The sequence below is a fragment of the Pelosinus sp. sgz500959 genome (assembly GCF_042610375.1).
Lineage (GTDB): Bacteria > Bacillota > Negativicutes > DSM-13327 > DSM-13327 > CTSoil-075.
The window spans coordinates 220,608-246,618 of sequence record NZ_JBGJZL010000006.1; the positions used below are offsets into that span (position 1 = coordinate 220,608).

The window sequence follows — 26,011 nt, forward strand, 5'->3', positions numbered from 1 at the left end:
TTGATCATTAGTTTATATATTCTCTTATTTCCAGAAATAATTGATACCAGTGATTGTAGCTGATCATAACATTAAATGCAGCACGATAAATAACTAAATGTAAGTTAGTAAAACTCCTACAAGAATTTATCACTAAATTTCTTGCAGGAGTTTTTTATAAAATAATCGTTTGGTTTCTCCCATTACCTTTAGCGCAATATAAAGCCTCATCTGCCCTTTGGAAGAAACTCTCTTGATTGTCATCAGTACGCATTTCAGTCAGCCCAATGCTAACTGTTACTGTCACCATCGATTTCATAGCAGGAAAAAATTCTTCGTTCATAACTGTCTGACGAATTTTTTCTGCAATACATTTAGCATCATTACACCTCATAGTGGGTAACAAAATGACAAATTCTTCCCCACCATACCGAAAAGCCATTTGCCCCTCCTCCAGTAATTGAGAAAAAATACTACTGAGACGAATAATAACCTGATCGCCTTCCCAGTGTCCATAATGATCATTGTATGATTTGAACTTATCAATATCAATCACTAATAGGGACATGGGTTTAGCCCATTGCAATGCACTATTCATTTCTTCTTTTATTTTCATATCAAAAAATCGTTTATTATATAGCCCCGTCATCCCATCTGTAAAGCTTAAATCTCGATACCGTTTAACACTTTTACCTAGTTCCTCTCCTTCTTTTCTTAACGTTTTTACACGATCTGCCAATGCCAAAGACAGTAAAACAGATTCACTTGCCGTTGCTAATAACAAATAATTTACAGCTGCAAATGCCCCTGGCAGATAAGCTGATAAAGACCACATCACAATTCCTGTCGATAAAACGCCCCAAGCAAGAATATAATAACGTGCGGGCCTAAAACCTTGATTAAAACGAATCGTTGCTACGATCATAATAAAAACAGGGCCCAAAATGCCTAGCCCATGAGCAATTTGATTTGCAAAAACATTATAGCCCAAAATTCCTAAAATACCTTGCAGGATAGACATCATCACAATTCCAGTTAATACCTTATTTAAGCGCGGCAATTCAGCCTCTACTTGAAGAAATTGCCGGGTAAAATAAACAGAACAAACAAATGCTGCTGCTAACCAAAGCCAGAATACTGCATTGTATAGTCGATAAGGAATATCAATGAGAATTTTAAGATGACCATGTACTTGGAACTGATATAAAAACATAAAGCCAATATATAAAACATAAAATAAATACGCTTTATCACGCAAAACCGAATAAATGAACAAATTGAAAATTAACATTACTCCTAAAATACCATAAAATGCACCAAATCCTAGGTTTTTAAAAAACATTTCTCCAATAAAATCCTCTGAATTCCAAACTCGCACTGGCAAACGAAGAGCTGAAGTACTTTCCAGCCGAAGGTAAATAAATTTTTGCTGATCAAATTCATTAGTTAATTGAAAAACCCATGTATTATCTATAACACTCCGACTAGCGCTTGGGCGGCTTACACCTACTTTATTTACAATGTAGGAATGCTCCCCTTGATGAGTTATTGGTATATATATATCAATTTTATCGATGTTAGGATTGTTTAGTTGAAGTAACTGTCCAGAAACAATCTCTCCCGTATTAGGAACCAGCAGCTTAAAACGTACCCAGTAAACAGATCTCGTAATACCCAGGGAGAGTGTTTTTTCTGAGTATGGTATATATTGATTCGAGTAATCCATTCTACTGATTTCATCAAAACGATAAGTCCCCATTGAATCTTCACTAATTTCCAAATCAGATATAGAATAAGAACTTAATTCCATACCCTCCCTTGCTGATACACCATCCATTTTTAGTACAGTAAGAGCGAGCAATAATACGCATAAGAACAAACCACGAATTATAATTTTCCTCACCATTTACATTCTTCGCAAATAATTGACAATTAATTTTTTGTCAAAAAAGTTTTTATTAATAACAAAATGAAACATGTTAGACACCTGCTTTCAAATGATATTATATCGTCCTTTATTTCGACATTTCTCCTATGAAATCCTATATATTTTTTGCACTTTATTTCCATCTTTTAGCCTTTTCTACCAAAAGTGAAAATGAAAAAAAAGATGGCGCCAGGAAAATATATGGCGCCATCTTGAGTCTATTCTCTTAACAAAACATCTTTTTCTTTAGTTTACTATATTCACTTTGTACATAACCTTCTGCCCAATCTTGATCCTCGATATTTTCTACTTGCACAGCGCAGTATTTATACTCTGGTGTCAGAGAGATGGGATCAAGATGATCAATCGTTAATTCATTACAAGCACCAATCCACCAATGATAAGTCATATAAACAGCCCCTGTATTCACTCGTTCTGTCGAAAGGGCTCTTGCCATGACTTTTCCTCGCCGCGATGATACCCATACAAGCTCCTGATCCTTTATATTCACCTTCGCCAGATCCTCAGGGCTCATTTGGATATAGCCAGGTTCATCAGCTAGCACTTGTAAAGCAGCGCAATTACCAGTCATAGTCCGAACAGAATAATGACCGATTTCTCTGACTGTACATAATATGAATGGATAATCTTTGTCAGGCATTTCTTTTGGAAAGCGATATTCGGATGCAAAGAGAAGTCCTTTACCGCTTGGCGTATCAAATTTATTTCCTTCATAGAGATATTTGGTCCCCATATGTTCTTCACTTGTACACGGCCATTGAACACTTCCTAATTCTTCTAACTTTTTATAGGTTACTCCAGCATAAATTGGACACAAGGCTCTTAATTCTTCCCAAATTTCTTCGGTTTTATTATATTTCATCGGATATCCCATCGCCGTTGACATTAAACAGATGATTTCCCAATCCGGCTTTACATCACCTTTAGGCTCAATGGCCTTATTGAACTTTTGAAAACCTCGATCAGCGGAAGAGTAAACACCTTCATGCTCTCCCCATGAAGTCGCTGGGAAAATAACGTCAGCATGAAGCGCTGTCTTATTCATGAAAATATCCTGAACAATCACAAGTTCCATACTATCGAGGGCTTCTCTAACGCCTGCTGCGTCAGGATCGCTTTGTACAGGGTCTTCGCCAAAGATATAATAGGCTTTTACTTTACCTTCTTTAGCAAGATGCGGAACTTCAGTTAAGCGGTAGCCAGGTTTCGCTGGCAAGGATACACCCCAAGCTTTCTCAAACTTACTTCGCGATGCCTCATCCTCCACCGACTGATAACCTGGGAATAAATTAGGTAATGCACCATGATCACAGGCACCTTGTACATTGTTTTGTCCGCGTACCGGGCCGACTCCCACGTTGGGGCGTCCTAAATTTCCTGTTAATAAAGCTAATGAGGATAACCCTTTAACAACATCAACGGCTTGACCAAATTGAGTCACTCCCATGCCCCAAAGAATGGTAGCACTAGGAGCTTTCGCATACATCCGAATTGCCTCTCGAATGGTATTTGCAGGTATTCCAGTAATGTTTTCCACATATTCTGGTGTATATTTTGCAACATTCTTTTTGTATTCGGCAAAACCTTCTGTAAAGTCCGCTACATACTGTTTATTGTATAAGCCTTCTGCAATCAGTACATTACCAAAGGCATTAACAAGCGCCATATTTGTACCATTCTTAATAGGTAACCATAAATCAGCGATTTTAGCTTGCTCTGTAAAACGAGGATCAGTCACAATGACTTTTGCACCTTTTTCTTTTGCTTTAATAATACGACGCGCCACAATGGGATGTGATTCTGCCGCATTATAACCAAAAATAAATACACATTTTGTATCTTCAATTTCAGGAATAGAATTGGACATTGCACCATTTCCCAGCGTAGCTTGTAATCCTGATACAGAAGATCCATGACAAACACGAGCGCAATGATCAATATTATTGGTTCCTAAAGCCGCTCGAACGAACTTTTGCATAATGTAATTGGCTTCATTTCCCGGTCCACGGGCTGATCCAGTAGCCATAATGGCATCTGCACCATATTTATCTTTAATTGCTTGTAGTCTGGTTGCCGCAAAATTAATTGCTTCTTCCCAAGATACTTCTTCAAATTCATCCGTCCGCTTACGCCGTAGCAAAGGTTTTGTTAACCGTGCTGTCAAGCGTTTAGAATTTTTAAGAAAATCCCAACCATAATATCCTTTTAAACATAATTCACTTTCATTTGTACGGCCATTCCCAGGTTCAGCACCGATGACCTCACCATTTTCTACTGTTAAATAGATTTGACAGCCACTGCCGCAATAAGGACAGATTGTCAATACTTTTGTTGCCATTTGATTCCCTCCACTTTGCCAATATTACTTACTATTCATTGCCCCAAGGGCTGCTCGTTTGCGTTTATTTTGCACTTGCTCCGCTATGTTAGAACCCCCAATCTTATGAAGGGCCTTGGTTGGACAAACTCGAATGCAGGCTGGTCCTTGATCTTGTTGATGGCACAAATCACACTTAAGAGCTTCAACTTTACTGTCACCCTCTGCAAGCGCTGCAGTCAACACAAGATCCATTGCACCATATGGACACGCCAGCAAACAGGCTTTACAGCCAATACACATGCCTTGGATCACTTGTACAGACTGACCTTGTTGTACAATGGCCTTAGAAGCACAAGCATTCGCACAAGGTGCATCTTCACATTGATGACATTGGATAGGCATCGTCACCTTTGCCGTTTTGACCACTCTTAATCGTGGATAAAATTTTTCTACAGTCAGATTTTCAAGTGATTGATCCTTTTCATGAGCCATTACACAGGCAACTTCACAGGTACGGCAGCCAATACATTTTCCTGGGTCTGCTATCACAAAATCATTCATCTTTCTACCTCCTCAGGCGTACTTGTTTTATAAAAATTAATATAAATCATCGTAATCCATTGATTAAACCTCATCAGAAACCTTTATTTTTCTAGGCTTATAATGAGTGTGTAAAAGTTTATGAGATTGATGCCCAAGAGGTTCACCCAAAAATTTTTGATAAATCTCTTGTATTTCTGGGTTTTCATGGGACTTACGATACGTCTGTTCTTCATCATGCTGGTAGGTGCTGGCACTGCGATTTTGATACGCTTTCGGAGTATCCACTGGCAAAAGCATTTTCGGCTGACCACCACCACTAATACACCCTGCCGGACAAGTCATAACCTCCATAAAATGAAAATCAGCTTTTCCTCTTTTTAAGTCTTCTAAAATTGGAACTACATTTTTTAATCCAGAAGCCACAACCGTCTTAATTTTTAATGTACCAGTATCAAATGTTACCTTGCGGACGTCTTGCCCGCCTCGAACGCTTGTTACACTTATATCTTTAAGAGACTCTTTGGTAACCATTTCATAGGCAGTACGAATAGCGGCTTCCATTACACCACCTGTTACGCCAAAAATATTACCCGCTCCTGAATACATTCCTAAGGGTTGATCGAAGCTTTCTTCAGGCAAACTATTAAAATCAATGGATGCTTCTTTGATCAGATAAGCTAATTCCCTTGTCGTTAAGACGGCATCAACATCCTGGTAGCCACTGGATTTCATCTCAGGTCGACCTGCCTCAAATTTTTTACATGTACAAGGCATAATCGCTACGCTGTACACATTTTCAGCATCTACGCCATCTACATTGGCACCATAGGTTTTAAACATCGTCCCAGCCATCTGCTGCGGTGATTTACAGCTTGATAAATGGTCAACAAGTTCAGGATATTCATTTTCTACAAACTTGACCCAGGCTGGACAACAAGAGGTAAACATCGGCAATGGACCACCCTCTGTAATTCTCTTAACCAACTCACTGCTTTCTTCCATGATGGTTAAATCAGCGGCAAAATTGGTGTCATAGACTCTTTTAAATCCTAAACGCCTTAAGGCCGCAGCCATTTTTCCAGGCGCCAAACTACCAAGGGGCATACCAAATTCTTCTGCAAGAGAGACTCTGACTGCAGGAGCGCATTGTACCATAGAGAATTTTTTTTGCTGTGCTAATACTTCTTTTACTTTAGGAAAGTCACCCACATGATAAGCTGCAAATAATGGCTCCTTAAGAGCCGCTGGCATACTTCGTTTTTCAAGTCTTTGACTACGAGAAGTCACATAGCTTTCAAAAGGGGAATCATACGCACTACAAATCTGCACACATTGTCCACACATGACACACTTATCAGCGTTAATGGACTGGGGCTTGCCTTGTTCACCTTCAATAGCATCTACAGGACATACTTCCGAGCATCTCCTACATCCTGTACAAAGTTCAACATCTATTTTGATATGTTCTTTTATTTTCTTAGCCATACTTACCCCTCCTTCACCATGAATTTCTGATTGAATCCAATCATCTTATTGGCTGCTTCAATGCGTCGTTGCCTTCTTTCTTTTGTGATATCAATATATTGAAGAGCTTTACAAGGACAAGCATCTACGCATGCAGGTGATCCTCCACCGCATAAATCACATTTACTGGCAACCACCTCTTGCTCTTTATGTAAGTTTGCCTGCTCATCTTGTCTATGTTCTTGAGGAGAAAGAATCAGTTCAATCGCTCCAAAGGGACAAGCTATCATACAGCTTTTACAGCCAATACAGCCTTTTTCATCAATGATAATCTTATTACCTTGCTCTTTAATCGCCGCAACTGGACAACTCTTCATGCATGGAGCATCTTCACAATGTCGGCATTGAACAGGCATTGTTATCTCAGGGGTTTTAACAAGATACAACCGTGGTTTCATAGAAAAGTCTATATTCCCTACAGTCTTAATTTCTTTATCCATATGAGCAACCGTACAGGCCACTTCGCAAACTCGACAACCAATGCATTTTTTAGGATCAGCTAACACAAATGAATTTAAATGACTACTCAACTGTAAATCCTCCATTCCTTGCTTAAACTATATTTTTAAATGATTGTTTTTTAACATAAAAAACAATCATCAGCTCTTTGCTAAAGAGTATACGCACTACTTCCAAACTCGTTCCAACATAGCAAAGAAAACTTGGCTTACGCCAAGCTTTAGTGATCCTTGCTTAAAATTAAGAAAGGAGTAAACTTTCTGCTTCGTCAAAAAATCACATGATAAAGAAAACTTGACTTCAGTCCCCAGCCCAGACCAAAATCTTAGTTGCCCTTACTTGTAATCGAGAAAGTGTGATACTTTTTGATTACGAAATAAATTTTTGATTTGACTATCAATATCTTTCAGATTACAATTATATCAAAATTTATTCCATACTAATAATACTAATAATATTCTTCTTCCATACTTTTTAAGTATTGTTATAACAAGGAGGATTTGCTCTATGATGAGTTTACGTGAAATAAAATATTTTCTTGCCATTGCCCAAGAAGGCAATATCACAACAGCCGCTCAACAGTTGCACATGGCGCAACCTCCCCTTAGCCGTCAGATGAAAAATCTGGAAGAAAATTTAGGTGCTAAACTTTTTGAACGTGGTCATCGAAAAATTCAACTGACAGAAGCAGGTTGTGTGTTACGTAATCGTGCAGAACAATTACTGAAACTTATGGATACAACGGTGAAAGAAATCAGAGAAATAGAATCAGGGGCTCATGGAACTCTATCGATTGGTACAGCCTCTTCATCTGGAGTTACCATTTTACCAAAAGTCGCACGTATTTTTCGAAGCCACTACCCAGATTTAAAGTTTGAACTATGGGAAGGAGAGTCTATCCGAATTATTGAACTTCTAAATGCAGGGTTAATTGAAATCGGGTTAGTTCGTTTCTCTTTTGATGCAGATACCTATGAGTCCATTCAAATACCCAAAGAACCTTTAGTGGCTGCAATTCACAAGAATAATCCTGATTTTTTAAATGAAAAGCAAGATGTTATTCCACTGCGAAAATTGATTGACCAACCTTTAATGATCCATCGTAAATATGAAGCACTCATTACAGAACATTGTCAACAAGCCGGCTTCAACCCTTATTTACTTTGTAAAAGTGATGACATTATGCCTATTTTAGCTTGGGCTGATGCAGATGTGGGCATTGCAATTGTTCCAAAAGCTGCAATTGGCCTGATCCCGAGTACCAATTTAGTCTTTAAAACTCTTAGTGATCCTTGCATCGATGTCGCATCAGCTGTGATCTGGATGCGCAATCGACACTTATCTGCCGCTGCCCGTCATTTTCTCACTTTATTCACAACCATCAATAAAGATCCTCTCCTCCTCGATCTACCATGAAATCGAAACTAAAATGCCTAATTTCGTTGGACAATGACAATTGATTGAATATATATTAAAAATGTAGGTGATTAAAATGATTTTATTAGAAGATGCCCTTAACCTTTTATTAGACCACATCCCCTCTTGTAATACCCTGAGATTACCACTAGAAAAATGTGTTGGACGTGTTCTAGCCGAAGATATCACTTCGACTATGGATTTTCCGCCCTTTAATCGTTCTCCCTTAGACGGCTATGCCGTACAAATTGCAGATATTATCCATTCATCCCCAGAACATCCTACTCGTTTAACACAAATTGAAGCAGTCCCTGCAGGATCAGTTCCTTGTAAAATTGTTAGCTCAGGACAAGCAACACGCATTATGACAGGCGCAAAAATCCCAGAAGGTGCTGATGCTGTCGTTCGCCTAGAAGATACTTCCTTTGTCAATGGACAAATCGAAATCTTAACTGCAGACAAAGCAGCCACAAATATTTGTTCTCAAGGTGAAGAAATTTCGATCAATGAAAAAGTCTTAACCAAAGGCACCCTCCTCGAAGAAGGCGCACTCGGACTATTAGCTATGTTAGGTTGCCATAACCCACTAGTTTTTGACAAACCTAAAGTGGGTATCCTTGCTACAGGCAGCGAGCTTTTATCACCATCTGATGCTATGGAGCCTGGAAAAATTCGTGATTCCAATAGTTATATGCTGCTCGCACAAGTTCTCAAAGCTGGAGGAGATCCTATTTTGCTTGGTCACGTAAAAGATGATCTTTCTTCAATTATCAACAAGCTTTCCGCGCAACCTGACTTACCTGTCTATATTACAACAGGTGGCGCTTCCGTTGGCGATTATGATTTTATGGAAAGACTATTTCATGAATTAAAAATACCTATTCTTTTTAAAGGAGTGGCGATCAAGCCTGGCATGCCTGTTTTAGCCGGCGTTTGGAATCATTCCCTGCTTATTGCTTTATCTGGTAATCCCGCAGCCAGTAGCGTTTCTTTTGAAGTCTTAGCAAGTCCTGTCATTCGTAAAATTTCTGGATTAAGCCAATGGAAGTATAAAAAATCGACGGTAAAATTATGTGGTGTATTTAAAAAATCTTCACCAACACGACGTTTTATTTGGGCACATTGGTTTATTAAGGAAGGTACAGTGTTTGCAGAACCACTCTCTTATCAAGGGAATGGAATGTTAAAATCCGCTTTAAAATCCAATGCATTACTTGAAATTCCAGCTCACAATCTACCAATTGAAGATGGGGCAGAGTTAGAAGCTATACTTTTGCATCTTTAAATAACAAAGTTAATCGATTCATGATTTTTAAAGGAGCGTTGAAATGAAAACAGTACATGTAACCAATGCTGTCGGTTTAGTCCTTGGTCAAGATCTAACACGAGTCGTACCAGGAGAGTTTAAAGGTGTTGCCTTTCATAAAGGTCACATTATTCAACCAGAAGATATTCCTGTGCTATTGAGTATGGGTAAAGATCATATCTATATTATCGAAATTGGTCCTGAAGATGTTCATGAAAATACTGCAGCACACCAACTTTCCTTACTAACGGCGGGTGAAAATATAATACAAGACGATGCCAGCGAAGGTAAAGTCAACATGCGAGCCAATACTTTTGGATTGCTTGATATCCATGTAGATAAATTATTACAAATCAACGAGATGGTTGGAGTGGCTTTATCGACCTTGCATTCTGGTACACTCGTCCAAAAAAATGAATTAGTAGCTACTGCCAAAATCATTCCATTAACACTGCCTCAGAGTACATTAAATCAGATTGAACAACTCTGCACTGCTGAAAAAATCATTAAGATTCGACCTCTGCCTGAAAAAAAGGCAGGCCTCGTCGTTACTGGGAATGAAGTCTTTTATGGTCGTATAAAAGATAAGTTTGAAGAAGTCATTAAGAAAAAGCTCTCTGCTTTTGGCAGCCACCTCACAAAAACTATTTTTGTGCCCGATGATGCCAATAAAATTTCCGCTGCGATTCAAGAACTTAGCGCTGAAAATGATGTGGTATTTGTCACAGGCGGGATGTCCGTAGATCCTGATGATGTAACTCCACTGGCCGTGCGTCAAACTGGCGCAAATGTGATTGTCTATGGAACACCCGTTATGCCAGGTGCTATGTTTTTATTGGCCTATTTGGAAGGTACCCCTATTTTAGGTATCCCTGCTTGTGGTATGTTTAGTAAAATTACAGTGCTAGATGTTTTATTACCGAAAGTCCTGATCGGAGATGAAATTACCTCTCGCTTTATTGCTTCTCTCGGACATGGAGGATTATGTCGTACTTGTCCTGAAGGGTGTCGCTATCCTAATTGTTCCTTTTGTAAAATGTAAAAATATAGAAATAATATGAGTCGAAAGACAGTCTTTCGACTCATATTAACCAATCAAGTGGGTAAAATATTATTAATTTAGAATCTTAGTTAATTTATTTAATTAAGATTCAGAAAAAACAAGGAATTTCCAACATGAAAATAGAAGTATCTAATCTATGTGCTAAAAAAATTATAATGGAGGAATAACGATGAAACCTTTTATGGATGAAAATTTTTTATTAACCAACAAAACTGCAGAAAAACTTTACCATGATTACGCAAAAGACATGCCTATCTTTGATTACCATTGTCATCTAAGCCCTAAAGAGATTAAAGACAATAAACGTTATCGTAATATCACAGAAATATGGCTTGGTGGCGATCATTATAAATGGCGTGCAATGCGAAGCAATGGCGTTGATGAAAAATTTATTACAGGTGATGCACCTGATAAAGATAAATTCATGAAATGGGCTGAAACAATGCCAAATTGCATTGGTAATCCTTTGTATCATTGGACACATCTCGAATTGAAAAGATTCTTTGGTATCAATGAAATCCTTTCACCAAAAACTGCTGAAACTATCTGGAACAAATGTAATGAAATGCTGGCAACAGATGAGTTTACGGCGCGCGGACTGATCAAAAGTTCCAATGTAAAAGTAATCTGTACAACTGATGATCCTGCAGATTCCCTTGAAGATCATATTGAATTAGCTAAAGATAGTACCTTTGATGTGAAAGTACTCCCCGCCTTTAGACCTGATAAGAGCTTTAATATCGATAAAGATGGTTTCGTAGAATGGATCGAAAAACTTAGCAAAGTTGTTGGTCAAGATGTCCAAACTTTTGCTCATCTTAAAGATGCTTTGAAACAACGATTAGAATTTTTCCACGAAGTTGGTTGCAGAGTTTCTGATCATGCCTTAGATCCAATTGTATTTGAAGAAGGTAGTGACGAGGAAATTACTGTGATTCTTCAAAAAGCATTAAAAGGACAACAACTTACTGAATCTGAAGTAAAAAAATATAAAACACAAGTTATGGTTTTTCTTGGAAAAGAGTATTCACGTTTAAATTGGACCATGCAGATTCATATTGGTACAATTAGAAACAATAGCAAACGAATGATGAGACTGCTTGGACCTGATACCGGTTTTGATGCAATTGCAGATTATACCTTTGCTGAAGCCCTTTCAAAATTCCTTGATAAATTAGATGATACAGACGAATTACCAAGGACAATCTTATATTGTTTGAATCCTCGCGATAATGATGTGTTGGGTACGATCATTGGTTGCTTCCAAGGCGGAGGAATTCCAGGCAAAATTCAGGTTGGTTCCGGCTGGTGGTTTAATGATCAAAAAGATGGCATGACAAAACAACTCATATCCTTATCAAATCTTGGACTTTTAAGTCGCTTCGTAGGTATGTTGACTGATTCAAGAAGTTTTCTTTCCTATACAAGACATGAATATTTCCGCCGAATTCTATGTAACATTATCGGTGAATGGGTAGAAGCAGGCGAAGCACCAAATGATTTTGAACTTCTTGGTACAATGGTACAAAATATTTCTTTCGATAATGCCAAAGAATATTTTGGTATTGAATTTTAATCAATGATATAAAAAATGGAGTGTATTGAAACTAACGTTTCAGTACACTCCATTTTAATTTTTTACTTTAAGATTGGAAACCTTCTGCAGATTCATCTGGTGATAGATTGTTTATTGTTCTATTATGATCATCGAAGATGAAATAACATACCACTCAAAAAAGGTATTAACCATATGATCCAGACCATAAAACTATAACGATGGAACTTTTTTATCCACCCTCTTTTCTTAGTAAAGAGAATAATCGTTGCCCAACATACATGTAGCAACATTAACACAAGAGCAATAAAACCAGTTAAGCTATGAAAATCTTTATAAATCGGCAAAAGATCAAATATATTTTGTATCCCACCACCGATATGATTGTTATTTAGGGATCTCATGGCTGATGTCCCGAGCATATCACAAAATACGCCAAACCAGAATAAAAACAAATGTCCTTTCTTTAATTGACCTTGTATTTTTTCACTCCAAACTCCCACTGTATATAATACAAAGGCCAAATTTATAAATATAATTCCTTGTGACATTTCACCATCCCCTATTCTTTCGAAATGAAAGATGTGTATGTCCTACAGCCAGTGACTGTAAGACATACACGAATGACTAAAACCGTAAGAAAATTAACAGGGTTTATCGTAATCTACCATAACTCCCACACCAAAATGAACATAAACATCTGGATAATCAGTCAGAGGCATCCAATAGCCAATAACCTGTTTCCCCCCTGCTTCACTTTTCGAGTATATTGTTTTTTTCAGTGCAATAGCTTGGTTAGCCAGACAGCCTTTATGCCTTTCTGGTCCACCTAATTCTGAGCATTTAACTCCTATAACTCCTCCAGCATTACGGCAAACATCATTGATAGCCAATATTTCTCGACTTTTGTGTATGAGCATGACTGGCTCCGGAAAATTCCCCCACATCATATGAAAGGCCTCGATTACTTTTTCATTCATTATTTTTACCTCCTATTATTTTCAATCATTTCTTTTTAGTGATTTTTTTAAACAAATTCCTGGTCATCCTTCTTTTTTGGCATATGGTATTTGTCCAAAGCATGTCCGTGATGACCATATCCACGCGTTCCCAGTAGCAATCGACTCAAAACAACAAGGCCAGCCCCCTGCCAAAAGGTAATTTCTTTTAATCCAAAAATATCAGGCATTAAGAAATTCCATAACAGCATGACAAAATAACCAAAAATTAAGCCAAAAGCCACTGCCATACCTATACCTGCGAAAACGTGAATGACAATCAGTTTTCCCTTTGATTTACACGGATTATAATCAGCACTCATGCGTAAACCCTCCTCATACTAGATCTTTGAGTATTTTCTTTAATACCTTTCCCGCCCTACTCTTGCGCGACAATAATGTGCCGATAGGTTCTCCCCATTTCTCAGATAGTTCTTTAAATGTATATCCTTCAATTTCTGTAGCAATCCATACTGCCCGTTGCTTTGGTTCAAGCTTCATAACTGCTGCATAAAGTTGATCGCGCAATTCTGTTTGTTGCAAATTCATTTCAATGTCTGCATGAGTATCAATAAGAGTTTCTAGAATCGTTATACCAGAGGCTTCATCCATCTTATCTAATGATATTTGCTTCGAGGACTGCCGAAGATAATCTGTCATTCTATTTTTTATAGAGCGATACATATAAGCAAGAACATTTTCTATATGATATTGAAGATCTACTTTGTTATATACATTAAATATCACATCAGCGACTATGTCTTCAGCATCCATCTCTGAGATATCTGTTATCTTACGTCGTACATATTGTAAAAATCGATTCCGTTCATTCGTAATGATTTCGACTATATCTTTTTGTTGATTATACATAACATTTGAATTCCCCTTACACATATAGCCAAAGTATTTCGAACACAGTTTTATTACTTACTTTTTATCTTACTATTAATGACGAGTTTATGCCTAGTTTATTGCATAAAATATTTATTTTTACTGAAATATCTTATAAAAAATATAGAGTCAGGGGAGGTTTCTCTGCCATCCCCTGACTCTTAGATAAATTCAGATATCAGTTTTTCCAAAATTTCTTTATCAGGTGTTCTATTTAATTGGGCTAATGGTTGTTTGTTAACATCAATAGTGGTTTGATAGGATCGTTTTTCTTTATTTCGATAAATTAATCCTGTGATTAAACCATCATGAGCCATGCTGACTTCCATGGCCTGTGAGCGATTCATTGAATCATAATTATGAATATCTTGAAGAGAAGTCAGATGGTTTTTATACCATTCATAGGTATTAACTTTATTAAAAGTAACACACGGGCTAAATACATTAATAAAAGAAAAACCTTTATGCCTAATACCTTGTTCAACTAATGATGTTAATTCTTTGATATTTTGGGAAAATCCTTGAGCAACAAAACTTGCTCCACTCGCTAGCGCCAACTCTATAGCAGAAATAGGTGATTCTGTTGCTCCATTTGGTGTGGTCTTTGTTTGAAAACCTAGATCACTTCGTGGAGAAGTTTGCCCTTTTGTTAAGCCATAAACATGGTTATCAAGTACAATATAGGTAATATCCATATTACGTTTCATAGCATGAATCGTATGCCCCAGACCAATGGCAAAACCATCCCCATCCCCACCACAGGCAACAACAGTTAAATCACGATTTCCCATTTTTACTCCCTGGGCAATAGGCAGTGCTCGGCCATGAATTCCATGGACGCCATAAGCATACATATAGCCAGAAAGTCGACCAGAACATCCTATTCCTGATATGACGGCTAATTGATGAGGTTCGATGTTAGCATGAGCAGCAGCTTGTTGTAAGGCATTTTGCAGGGCATAATGGCCGCAACCTGGACACCAATTTGGTTTTATTTGATTACGAAAATCGGCAGAAGTACTCATTTATAAAACCTCCTTACATTTTTCATATAGTGAGGTTAGGTTAAAAATACCACCATCATATTTTAATAGATTGATCATTTTTCCATCATCGACTCTATTCATTCTGATGAGGGCAGCCAGCTGACCAATAGCATTGTGTTCAACAACAAGGACCTTACGCGCTGAAGTATATAAGGGATTTAACTGCTCTATAGGGAATGGATGTAACAAACGAATATGAGCATGATTGACTTTCCAATTTTCTGCCGTCAACTTAGTCATCGTTTCTTCAATGGCACCACGACTTCCTGTCATTCCAATAATCAAAAGATCTGCTTCTTCATAAGGCGCATTGATATAAATAGGTCTAGGATAATGATCGACTAAATGAGTCAATTTACGAATACGTTTATCTGTTTGTCTTATGCGATTTGCAGCAGCCTCAGCTGGTTTCCCCATTTCATCATGTTCAAGTCCTGTAATGAGGTGAATACCATTAGGCATACCTGGTAATACTCGTGGTGAAATTCCATTTTTAGTGACTTGAAAACGCTTAAAGTATTCTCCTTGAGCCAGTGTCGGTAAAATAGACTCTTGCATCAGATTGCCACGGCGGATTTTAATTTTCTCATATTGGAAAAGTTCAACCGTTTGTTTACCTAAAGAAAGTTGTAAATCGGTTAAGATAATCACAGGACATTGATATTCTTCTGCAATATTAAAAGCTTCAATGGTATCATAAAAAGCCTCTTCCACTGTACTTGGTGTTAATACAACCTTGGGAGTATCACCATGGGTATGATAAATGGCAGCCATTACATCTGACTGTTCATTTTTAGTCGGTAAACCAGTGCTTGGTCCACCACGTTGGGTATTGACTACAACGAGAGGAATTTCTGCCATTCCAGCCAGTCCAATTGCTTCTGCCATGAGAGATAATCCAGGCCCTGATGTGGCAGTAAACGCTCTTGCTCCGGCATAATTAGCACCAATCGCCATAGTACAGGCAGCAATCTCATCTTCTGTTTGTATGACATCTCCGCCTAGTGCAGGTGGCTTTTTTATCATATATTCCATAATTTCTGAAGCAGGTGTAATGGGATAGGCAGCCATAAAACGTGATCCAGCTGCAATAGCGCCTAAGGCAATGGCTTCATTTCCCATCATAAACATCCGTTTTACTGGCTGTACTTTGGGTAATACATACTTTTCAATTAAATGAATCCCATTTTCATGAATGAACTGCGCGCCGGCATGAAAAGCACCTAGATTATGGTCAATCACTTCTTTATTTTTTTTAGCGAAATTTTCTTGTATTACAGAAGTAAATGCCATAAGATCGATTCCCAGTAATGCAGCAGTCGCACCAAGGGCAACAATATTTTTCATAATCATCGATCCATAGGATGCAGCGATTTTAGAAAAAGGGACCGGAAAAACTTCCAGTCCTATTATATTTTTTATTGTTGGATTAAACTCTTCATCTGCCAGAATAATTCCCTGACTCTGTAATTCATGACGATTGATATCGATGGTTTCTTGATCAAAGGCAATGAGTATATCTAGTTCATTGGCAATCGTACCTTTAGAAGTTAAGGATATCCTAACATTATAATTAGTATGTCCTCCTTTGATTCTAGAAGAAAAATGGCGATAACCATATAAGTAATAACCTAAACGATTTAGGGCAGTCGATAATATTTCACCACTGCTCTCAATTCCTTCTCCTTGCTGTCCTCCTACCTTCCAGGATACTTCTGACATGTTTTGTTTCATATGTCATTCTCCTTTTTTCAATCAATCGATCAAATTTTATATAATCGACAATCTAATGAAACTATTTTTTATTAACGAAATTTAGGAACACTAAACTTCATCTTAGTTCCAATTCCTAGTTCAGATTCAACCCATACTCGACCACCGAGCTGACGGATCAGTGTCCTGACATAAGCTAGACCTAATCCGTCACCAGGTACATCCTGTTGACCGGTCCTTCGAAAAATTTGGAAGATCTTTTCATAATCATTTTCATCAATGCCTCTTCCATTATCTTCAATAACAAAAATGTGTCTTTCATTTTCATCGCTGCAGGTTATGGAGATTTTACCCAAACGATTAGGCATTTGGTATTTTACAGCATTATCCAACAAATTTCCAATAATTTGTTCCATCGCTACACGATTTGCTTTGACAGTAGGTAGTGGTCCGATCGTTACCTGAATATGATTAGCTTCGATTTGATGCTTTAAGGACTGAATTGCCTGATTGAGAAGAGGCCCCATATCTACATCCTGCAATACTAAATCTTGTCTCCCCATACGAGCCAATCCGAGAAGGGCATTGACCATTCGATCTAGCCGATCAACAGAAGAATAAATAAATTTTAAAGAGTCAGGTACATCTCGATCAAGTAATTGATCTACCTTTTCTTGTAATTCATCTGGCATGTGTACTGAATCAGTTTTTAAAATATGTCTCATGACAAAAAGTGATTCCTTTAGTTCATGAGAAAACCCTTTGAGATTGACCATTGGGCTACGAAAATCATGGGCAATGCCATTTGCAAAAGACGTTAGCTCTTTATTGGTTTCCATAAGTTCTTCTGAATAACTTCTAAGTTGATGTTCATTTTCGATAAGAGTTTTTTCGACTGCTTGACGTTCCATAATTTCTTCTTCTAATGCAGCATTAATATCCTGTAATCCTTGTTCGCTTTCTCTGCGGGATTGTTCTGCAGCTTGCCGCTCCATAATTTCTTCTTCTAAAGTAGCATTGATGTCTTGTAACCGTTGTTCACTTTCTCTAAGAGATTGCTCAGCCCCATGTCGCTCCATGATTTCTTCTTCCATTGCAGCATTAATATCTTGCAGTTCTCGCGTTCGTTCAGCAACCTTAAACTCTAATTCATTGTTAAATCCCTGCAAAAGAGCATTCATATGGATGATCGCTTCTTCGGCCTTTTTCTTTTCCGTAATATCATGATTAATCTCCATCATCGAGATGGGATTACCCGCTGTATCCCGATTAAGAGTTTGATTGCTTTGCACAACAATCGTTACACCATTCTTACAAGTGTGAGTCAATTCGCCTTCCCATTGCCCCCGCGTTAATAACTCAGCTTTTATGGCCTCTGATGACTGAGGGAATTGAGTTTTTAATAATTCATGTGTTATTTCTCCAATAGCCTCGTCAGCGGTGAAACCATATCCTTTCTCGGCCCCTCGATTCCAGTAAATAACCCGACTATCTAAGTCACGTACCATAATATAATCGGCTGCCGCATCAAGGAGTTCAGATTTTGTCGCTAATTCGACCTTAGAATCACGTAATTTGATCTGAGCGCGTTGCATCATTTCACACACAGCTGAAATAATACAACAACTGAGAAAAAATATCCCCACGGCTAGTTGATCACCAAAAGCATCGATTCGAATGGACCCCAAGGGCTCTACCCAAAGTAAGGTTGACAATAAGCCCGAAAGACACGTTGCCAATAAGCCAGGAAAAAATCCCCCATAAGCAGCTACGATTGTCACAGCAGGATAAAGCATCAGGTAAGGAGCACGGTTCCCTAGCTCTGAAAAGAATCCAATCCGTAGACCTACACTGATAGCAACAACCAAAACGGCAACAACATAGCCGCTCCAGCTTCGACGATTATTGAGATCCCAAAACATCTCTTCTCCTCCTCCCTCATGATCAAAGAAATAGCAACTGCCAACTATGTCCTGCTATTATCTCCTAGGGAATTTGTTTCAACTAGAATAGGAAATTCCATAATCGACAACAACATTCCCAATGTTTGGATTGTTATGCAAAATTTATCATATTGAGTTGGCTTGGTAATAAAAATATTACAACCCAACTCATAAGAAATTCTAATATCTTGATGAACGTCTGTCGTTGTCAGAATAATAACGGGAATACTTTTAGTTTTATGGTCAGACTTAAGTTTTTTCAATACTTGATGTCCATCTAATACTGGCAAATTTAAATCCAAAATAATTACAAATTCTGCATGGGCTCTCTCATCAGGAAGAGAATTAAAAAAATCTAAAACACTTTGTCCATTATCAAATACCGTAATTTCATCGGAAATTCCAGAACGACGTAAGTTCTTCATGATGAGAAGGGCATGGCCGGAATCATCTTCGACTAATATAATTCTTATCTGTTTCACGCTTTACTTTCCTCCCGAATCCTTCTATAATCTCCACTTATTTCAATCTATTATTTGATAAATAATTCTATATAAAACTGATATAATCCTTTCGATTTGTCGAAAAAACAGGTGTATATTTTGACCTTTTACCAAAGATCAAAATATACACCTGTTTTTTGATAATTACTTATAAATAAGTTTTTTTTAATGATCATAAGTTTTTTAGTAAATTAACAATTTTTTTTTCTTCAAAAGGTTTTATGACAAAACTATAGGCACCTTCTAAGGCAGCCTTTTTCAATAAATTTTCTTGCNATAAGTTTTTTTTAATGATCATAAGTTTTTTAGTAAATTAACAATTTTTTTTTCTTCAAAAGGTTTTATGACAAAACTATAGGCACCTTCTAAGGCAGCCTTTTTCAATAAATTTTCTTGCCCTCGCGCCGTCACCATCACTACTTTTGCACCCTGATTGATTTCTCGAATACGTCTTAAGGCTTCCACGCCACAAGTTACAGGCATGGTAATATCCATGGTTGTAATATCTGGTTGAAGTTCTTCATACTTTTGTATCGCCGCTTCACCATTTTCCGCCTCTCCAACCACTTCATAGCCATTTTTCTCTAACATATTTCTTAAAGTATTTCTCATAAAAATTGCATCATCAACAATTAATATTTTTTTCATGGTGTTCTCCCTCTCTCCAGTTCGGTAACCCACCATTATTTTCTACTTGATCTTTTATACTAGTATTTTTAATCACCGGTGTGTGATATCTCCTTGCTTTGGTTAGAATTCTTTTTTCCCAGTATTCATATTGTGATTGGTAAGAAACATCCATATTTCGTGTTTCAAATACTAAATAATTAATTGCTATTTCTAGAAGACTTTTGCAATGTTTATCACTAATCATTTGTTTCCTCTCCTCATTGCACATTTTTATCAAGTCTCTTCTTATTTATTTCTCATTAAAATATGCAAAAATCATGCCAAAGTAATTTGACATGATTTTTGCTGATACATTCTATAAAAATTTAATATTTGTTGTACTATTTTTAGTTTATACCATTTTTGGTATATACAAAAATGGTATAGTGTACTATTTTGTATGATTTTCTCCATCGAGACGATAACATAAGGATCTGCGACTCATTTCTAAATAACGAGCTGTCTTACTTTTATTCTGCTGATTTAATAATAAGGCCTCTTCAATAATCCGCATCGTCAAATTTTCAAGTGAAAATGGCGTATTCGGTAGCATGATGCGAACTCCGTTCCATTCAAAAGATTGTTCATGATCCATAGAAGAACTCTGAGATGTATCCCTTGCCATTGCTCCTTTATTCAAAGCAACCAAATGCTCCCTTGTCAATTCTTCTTCATTGAACATCAATGTAACCCATTCCATCAAATTCCGTAATTCTCTCACATTACCTGGCCAAGTATGATTCAAAAGAAGTTTTTCTGCCGCTGGATGAATCGTATGAAATCTTTTTTTTCGTTGTAGCCCAAATTTAATTAAAAACTTTTTAGCTAAGGGTAAAATATCTTCAGTCCGCTCACGAAGTGGTGGTATACGAATATATCCGATATGCAACCGAAAGAATAAGTCTCGACGAAAAGTTCCGCGTTCAACACTATCTTGTAAATTTACATTCGTAGCACCAATAATTCGGGTATTTAATGTTATTTTTTTGATCCCGCCTACTCGATAATATTGTCTTTCTTCCAAAACCCTAAGAAGTTTAGCCTGCAAGAGTAAGGGCATTTCGCCTATTTCATCTAAAAATAGAGATCCAGCATTAGCGAGTTCGAATTTTCCTTTTTGCCCTTTTGCCAGTGCACCAGAGAAAGCCCCTCCCTCATACCCAAATAATTCACTTTCAAATAAAGTTTCTGCAATCGCTGCGCAATTGATATCAATAAAAGGATCAGAGATTTCTTCTGAATGACCATGAATATATCGGGCAATTAGTTCTTTACCAACTCCCGTTTCACCTTCAATCAAAACAGGTACACTCCGATCATTCCGATACACTTCCGCTTGTCTAATGACTTCTTTCATACTATCGGAAAATACAGAGAGAGAGTTGAGTCCCATCTCTTGATAAAGCCTCTCTTGCATTCGTGTAAGCTCATCCTGCTTAGATCGAACAGCTGCATTGACCTGTTGCTCAAACTGATTAGTAAGAAGATGATTCTCCGCTTTTAAACTATAATGTTCCGCAATTCTTTCTACTACAATTTCTAATTCATCAAAATTTAAGGGTTTTCGCAAATAATCGTAAGCTCCAGCGCGAAGAGCTGCGAGAACAGTATCCATATCGCCAAAACCAGTCATTAAAATAATCTCTGGAACTGGAAATACATTAGCCTTAATATAACAAAGCAATTCAAGACCAGACATTCCTGGCAGACTGATATCAGAGATGACTAAAATAAAAGTATGATTTTGAATTGCCTTAATGGCTTCTTGACTGTCACCTACTTCGATGACACTATGCCCAAGCTCAGTCAAAAATTTTGCTAAATATCCTCGAGAGAGAGGTTCATCATCAACTACCAATATATTCATACTCGTTCTCCTTGCATCTTAACATTATGAATCAAGATCCGAATACTTTGATATCCTTCAGATTGTGCTACGCTTACTTTTCCATCTTTTTTGTCCCAATAAGAGCTAAACCTCCATTTAACTAATCTTTGAAAAAATGGATCTTGTACTTTAAACTCTAGCGTAGGCCCCGTTAGCAAGGAAAGTATAATAAATATATTCTCACTGCCTCCTGATAACATATGATTTTCAACTAATTCAAGCAGAGTCAAAATAATAGCTCTTTTAAGTGAGGAAGGTTTGACTTCAATAAAAAGATCTTCACACTCTTGTGTAAATACTATTTCTACTTTATTGCGTATAAAATAGGCATTCAGTAGTTGTAAAATTTCTTGTACAGTTACCTGTAAGTCAATTTTACTATTAGCTTCTTGTCCGGGATTTTGAAAATACCCAACACCGCTGTTAAGTAAACTTTCTATACGTCTTACTTGCCGCCGAACTTCTTCCATTTCGTCAGCATACTCGGCAGCGGACTGCAGTTTTCCTTTTTTTCGGTAATAGGCTGCCATATTAGTAATATTAGAAATAATACTAAGAGGTTGTTTTAACTCATGTACCCACCACCTAGTGACAATTTCCATATAATCAGTATAAATATCTTGGCGTGGAGCCCATTCCTTATGAGACACTTGTTTCTGAAATAAAGAAGGTATAAGATTTGCCTTTGATTTCATGGGACCTTTATATGGAAAATGATCCTGAGTAGTCAAACTTATTTCAATCGCATGAACCATATCTTCCATCGATATTGGTTTATGAAGAAAAGCACTAAAACCAACTTCATAAGCCCGTTCTTCATCAATCAAATAACTATATCCCGTACATAAAATAATCGGTATATTTTCACGAATCGTCCATATACTAAGGGCCAACTCCTCCCCAGTCATATCTTTCATCGTTTGATCTGTAATGATGAGATCAAATTCATTAGGTGCCTTTAGAAAAATTTCTTTTCCCGCTCTTCCACTAGAAGCTCCCGTTACGAAGTACCCAGCTCTACGTAAAGCATCTACATGCAGCTTAACCAAGATCTCCTCGTCATCTACAAATAAAATTCTAGCGTGACTCGTATTTTTCAGTTTTTCAGTCGAAGGGATTACTTCAGCTATTTCTGTAACAATCGGCAAATAGATGGTAAATTTGCTTCCTTCTTCGATTTTACTTTCGACCTCAATAACTCCTCCATAAGATTTCACTAAGCCATGAACGACAGCTAATCCCATACCAGTCCCTTCACCCTGGGGCTTAGTCGTAAAAAATGGTTCGAAAATCCGATTCATAACCTGAGGTTCCATGCCAATTCCTGTATCAGAAACGATGAGTAAGCAATACTCCTCCCCCAATAATTGAAGAAATTGTGCTTCTTCTTTCTCAATCTTTTTCTTACTAAGTCCAATCTGCAATGTCCCACCTGTTCTGCGCATAGCCATTTCCGCATTAATACACAAATTGATGATAATCTGAAAAAGTTGCGTAGGTTCCCCTTTTACATAAAAATCACTATCCCCTACGTCTTGACATATTTTTATATTTGATGGGAGGGTAGCCTTTAGAAAAAGTAATACTTCATGGATAACTTTTTTCAAATCTACCTGTTGAATGTTGTTATCAGTAGGGCGACCAAAGGTCATAATTTGTTTAATGAGAGCCTTAGCTCGATTTCCAGCATGCATGACTTCCTGCAAATGGTTCTGTACACGATCAATCTCTGGTAATTCTCTCAGTGCAAGTTCGGTATAACCCATCATTGCAGATAAAATATTATTAAAGTCATGTGCAATACCACCAGCAAGAGTTCCAACTGCCTCCATTTTTTGTGTATAGCGTGATTTCTCCTCCATCAAGCGTTTCTCAGTAATGTCGGCTATATTCGCCATAACCCACTGATAGTCATCAAAAGAAATATGACTAAAACGAAATTCTAAGACGCGAGTCTGTCCGTTCTCTTGGCAATAATCACATATCATTTGATGCTGGCCAGAGTCATCGGACATTCGTTGATAAGCATCATGCCCACGATCACCCAAGAGAGAAATGAGATTTTTTCCGACTACACCCTCATCCTTTACGTTAAAAATAGATTGAGCCTGCACATTTGCTTCAAGCACTTCCCAGGAATTTAAATTTAATATTAATATTCCATCTGACGATTGCTCCATCAAAGCTCGATAACGCCTTTCGCCGAGTTGGTATTGTTCTAAGGTTTGTCTAAGAGATTCTTCTTTTAGACTAAGGGCTACCTGATCAGTAATCGAAACAGTAAATTCCTGTTCGGGCAGGGACCAACTACGCATCCTTTCCATATTACAATAACTTACCATACCTATGACTTTTCCACGTGAGCTGATTGTTACAAAAGCAGCTGTCTTAATATTTTTAAATAAAGCATCTTCTTTAAAATCAGTAAATAGAGGATTATTTTGAATATCTCCAGATAAAATGACTCTTTGTTTTTCTATTTCCTTTTTAAAAAGAGAATTTGGTGGTAATGTGATTTTATCATTGGCAGGAAACAGCGTAGGTCCTAATTGATACATACCAATTCGAACAAGTTCTGTAATATCTTCGTTAAAAAGAAGAATCGACACTCGATCAACGAGCAAGGTCTGAGCCGCTAACATACAAATTTTTTCAATTTTATCTTCAGTTTTTACAAACTGCTCTTGATAAAGTTCTAATAATACTTTTTGGTGATTAATAATTTGTGCCTGGCGGTCTGCCAATTCTTTCTCGGCTAATTGCCTGGTAATAATATTACAAAACATGTCTCCGGATAACTTCAAAAAAGACCAATCTCTCGTTAACCACTCTTCTGCAATCACATTACATTCAAAAATAATAAAACCATATATTTCATCTCTCACCATGGGAATTAAAATAAAGCCACTATTCTCATTCTCCATAGTAGATTCCTGACGATTGCCAAGAGCAACAACAATATTTTTTTGTTTAGCTAATTCTTTCCAATGATCTGCTATCGTACTCGTTGGTTGAAGATCTATTTCATTAATATTTTTATACCACTCATATAAAATACAAACTTCATCATTGTCACTCAACCAATATAAAAAGGCTTGATCGGCTCCAATTAATTGGCTTATTTTTCCTAAAGTCGTATACATTGTTCTCGAAAATTGGGTAGGCGCTGAAAAAAATGTTTGCGAGGCATTCATTAAAATATTTTCAAAAGCCATTCTCAGGCGCAATGCTTGTTCTGCTTTTTTTTGCTCAGTAATATCCCGTACAATAGCAGAAAAACCACGATGGCGTCCATCATTTTCATAAATGGAAGATAGAGTCACAGAAACATAAATACTGACTCCACCTTTTTGTATATGCTCAGTTTCATAGGCTTCCAATTTATCCCCTGCACTCAATATATCAAAGAAAATCATATCCATCTCTCTATATTGAGGAGAAAGCAAATCTAAATAAAGAGATCCTATCGCCTTTGCGGATGAATAACCATATATTTTTTCAGCAGCATGATTCCAATACTGAATAATCCCTTTTAGATCCATAGCAATAACTGCATCTTCAGAAAAGGTAATAATGGCAGCCTGATTTTTCAATAATGCGAAGGTTTCTTTATCTAAATTTTCTTTTTGAATTTTTTCCACGACTTGTTCAATAACCTGAGGTAATTGCTCTAAAAAGTTAGTGTCTTTTACTAGGTAATCTCTCGCACCATACTTAAACATCTCTGCAACTTTTTTTTCATCACCGTAACCTGTCATCACAACGAATGGAATTTCTCCAAATTTTTCTTGAACCTTTTTGATCAATTGTCCGCCAGTTACTTTTTGTAATTGATAATCTACCAACAACAGCATTGGCTTATTATTTTCAATTTCTTTTAGCGCCTTTATTTCATTCGATGCCTGAAAAGCATCCCAACCATGCCGACAAAGTAATTTCACAATTAACTGGAGCAATCCTTCATCATCATCGACGATTAGAATTTTACCTCTATCCATCTTTCGCTCTCCTTTACAAGGATTTTTTTGAATGATCGACGAGTTTCACAAAATCTCCTCTGGTTGCCCCAATCAGAGTTGTAATGGACATCTTTCCATATGTGGAGTCGCGTCGCCTGGAGTCGTTCATTTCCAACCATATCATATTGCTACATTCGCCATAATTTTCTAAATTCCTACATTATTGTCAATTACATTTTTTACAAGAACTATTCATACTCCAAGAAAAATAGTCATGAAATAAAGAGC

The 26,011-nt window shown here is 37.2% G+C and carries 21 protein-coding genes; 4 read left to right on the forward strand and 17 right to left on the reverse strand.

The window, feature by feature from the left end; genetic code table 11:
• Positions 1–154: 154 nt before the first annotated feature.
• The 5 genes from ACAN52_RS11600 to ACAN52_RS11620 form a co-directional block, all read right to left on the reverse strand.
• The gene (locus ACAN52_RS11600) at positions 155–1,885 is read right to left on the reverse strand and encodes a diguanylate cyclase (RefSeq protein WP_378954937.1); all 1,731 of its coding nucleotides are present in this window, start codon (positions 1,883–1,885) and stop codon (positions 155–157) included.
• Positions 1,886–2,132: 247 nt separating this feature from the next.
• Positions 2,133–4,265 carry a formate dehydrogenase subunit alpha gene (fdhF, locus tag ACAN52_RS11605; protein WP_378954938.1) on the reverse strand — a complete coding sequence of 711 codons (2,133 nt, stop codon included), beginning with the start codon at positions 4,263–4,265 and terminating at the stop codon, positions 2,133–2,135.
• Positions 4,266–4,289: 24 nt separating this feature from the next.
• Positions 4,290–4,808, reverse strand: coding sequence for a 4Fe-4S dicluster domain-containing protein (locus tag ACAN52_RS11610; RefSeq protein ID WP_378954939.1), 519 nt, complete (start codon positions 4,806–4,808; stop codon positions 4,290–4,292).
• Between the two features lie 63 nt (positions 4,809–4,871).
• Positions 4,872–6,275 (reverse strand): [FeFe] hydrogenase, group A, encoded by a 1,404-nt coding sequence (locus tag ACAN52_RS11615; protein ID WP_378954940.1) that lies wholly within the window; start codon positions 6,273–6,275, stop codon positions 4,872–4,874.
• Positions 6,276–6,277: 2 nt separating this feature from the next.
• Positions 6,278–6,844, reverse strand: a complete 567-nt coding sequence (locus tag ACAN52_RS11620) for a 4Fe-4S dicluster domain-containing protein (RefSeq protein ID WP_378954941.1) — start codon at positions 6,842–6,844, stop codon at positions 6,278–6,280.
• Positions 6,845–7,280: 436 nt separating this feature from the next.
• Here ACAN52_RS11620 and ACAN52_RS11625 point away from each other — a divergent pair, with 436 nt between their 5' ends.
• The 4 genes from ACAN52_RS11625 (at position 7,281) to uxaC (ending at position 12,134) form a co-directional block, all read left to right on the forward strand.
• Positions 7,281–8,189 carry a LysR family transcriptional regulator gene (locus ACAN52_RS11625; protein ID WP_378954942.1) on the forward strand — a complete coding sequence of 303 codons (909 nt, stop codon included), beginning with the start codon at positions 7,281–7,283 and terminating at the stop codon, positions 8,187–8,189.
• A gap of 76 nt (positions 8,190–8,265) precedes the next feature.
• Positions 8,266–9,474 (forward strand): gephyrin-like molybdotransferase Glp, encoded by a 1,209-nt coding sequence (gene glp / locus ACAN52_RS11630; RefSeq protein ID WP_378954944.1) that lies wholly within the window; start codon positions 8,266–8,268, stop codon positions 9,472–9,474.
• Positions 9,475–9,517: 43 nt separating this feature from the next.
• Complete coding sequence (locus ACAN52_RS11635; RefSeq protein WP_378954945.1) at positions 9,518–10,537, forward strand: molybdopterin-binding protein; 1,020 nt, start codon at positions 9,518–9,520, stop codon at positions 10,535–10,537.
• 190 nt (positions 10,538–10,727) lie between these two features.
• Positions 10,728–12,134, forward strand: coding sequence for a glucuronate isomerase (gene uxaC / locus ACAN52_RS11640; protein ID WP_378954946.1), 1,407 nt, complete (start codon positions 10,728–10,730; stop codon positions 12,132–12,134).
• 128 nt (positions 12,135–12,262) lie between these two features.
• Here uxaC and ACAN52_RS11645 read toward each other — a convergent pair whose 3' ends face one another.
• The 12 genes from ACAN52_RS11645 to ACAN52_RS11700 all read right to left on the reverse strand — a co-directional run bounded on the left by ACAN52_RS11645 (position 12,263) and on the right by ACAN52_RS11700 (position 25,762).
• Complete coding sequence (locus ACAN52_RS11645) at positions 12,263–12,664, reverse strand: HsmA family protein (RefSeq protein WP_378954948.1); 402 nt, start codon at positions 12,662–12,664, stop codon at positions 12,263–12,265.
• 93 nt (positions 12,665–12,757) lie between these two features.
• Positions 12,758–13,093, reverse strand: a complete 336-nt coding sequence (locus tag ACAN52_RS11650; protein WP_378954949.1) for a hypothetical protein — start codon at positions 13,091–13,093, stop codon at positions 12,758–12,760.
• Between the two features lie 47 nt (positions 13,094–13,140).
• Entirely contained in the window at positions 13,141–13,434 is a 294-nt protein-coding gene (locus ACAN52_RS11655) for a hypothetical protein (RefSeq protein WP_378954950.1), read from the reverse strand.
• A 13-nt stretch (positions 13,435–13,447) separates the two neighbouring features.
• Entirely contained in the window at positions 13,448–13,981 is a 534-nt protein-coding gene (locus tag ACAN52_RS11660) for an RNA polymerase sigma factor (RefSeq protein ID WP_378954951.1), read from the reverse strand.
• A 182-nt stretch (positions 13,982–14,163) separates the two neighbouring features.
• Entirely contained in the window at positions 14,164–15,027 is an 864-nt protein-coding gene (locus ACAN52_RS11665) for a 2-oxoacid:ferredoxin oxidoreductase subunit beta (RefSeq protein WP_378954952.1), read from the reverse strand.
• Positions 15,028–16,782, reverse strand: a complete 1,755-nt coding sequence (locus ACAN52_RS11670; protein WP_378954953.1) for a 2-oxoacid:acceptor oxidoreductase subunit alpha — start codon at positions 16,780–16,782, stop codon at positions 15,028–15,030. It abuts the gene before it with no gap.
• Between the two features lie 71 nt (positions 16,783–16,853).
• Positions 16,854–18,683: an ATP-binding protein gene (locus ACAN52_RS11675; RefSeq protein WP_378954954.1), complete on the reverse strand. Its 1,830-nt coding sequence runs from the start codon at positions 18,681–18,683 to the stop codon at positions 16,854–16,856.
• Positions 18,684–18,727: 44 nt separating this feature from the next.
• Positions 18,728–19,186, reverse strand: coding sequence for a response regulator (locus ACAN52_RS11680; RefSeq protein WP_378954955.1), 459 nt, complete (start codon positions 19,184–19,186; stop codon positions 18,728–18,730).
• A 315-nt stretch (positions 19,187–19,501) separates the two neighbouring features.
• The gene (locus ACAN52_RS11685; RefSeq protein WP_378954956.1) at positions 19,502–19,855 is read right to left on the reverse strand and encodes a response regulator; all 354 of its coding nucleotides are present in this window, start codon (positions 19,853–19,855) and stop codon (positions 19,502–19,504) included.
• Positions 19,833–20,081, reverse strand: a complete 249-nt coding sequence (locus ACAN52_RS11690) for a hypothetical protein (protein WP_378954957.1) — start codon at positions 20,079–20,081, stop codon at positions 19,833–19,835. Before ACAN52_RS11690 ends, ACAN52_RS11685 begins: the two co-directional genes overlap by 23 nt.
• 186 nt (positions 20,082–20,267) lie before the next feature.
• On the reverse strand, positions 20,268–21,743 hold the full coding sequence (locus ACAN52_RS11695) for a sigma-54-dependent transcriptional regulator (protein ID WP_378954958.1): 1,476 nt from the start codon (positions 21,741–21,743) through the stop codon (positions 20,268–20,270).
• A complete protein-coding gene (locus ACAN52_RS11700) occupies positions 21,740–25,762 on the reverse strand; it encodes a response regulator (protein ID WP_378954959.1) in 4,023 nt (1,340 codons plus the stop codon). Before ACAN52_RS11700 ends, ACAN52_RS11695 begins: the two co-directional genes overlap by 4 nt.
• Positions 25,763–26,011 lie beyond the last annotated feature (249 nt).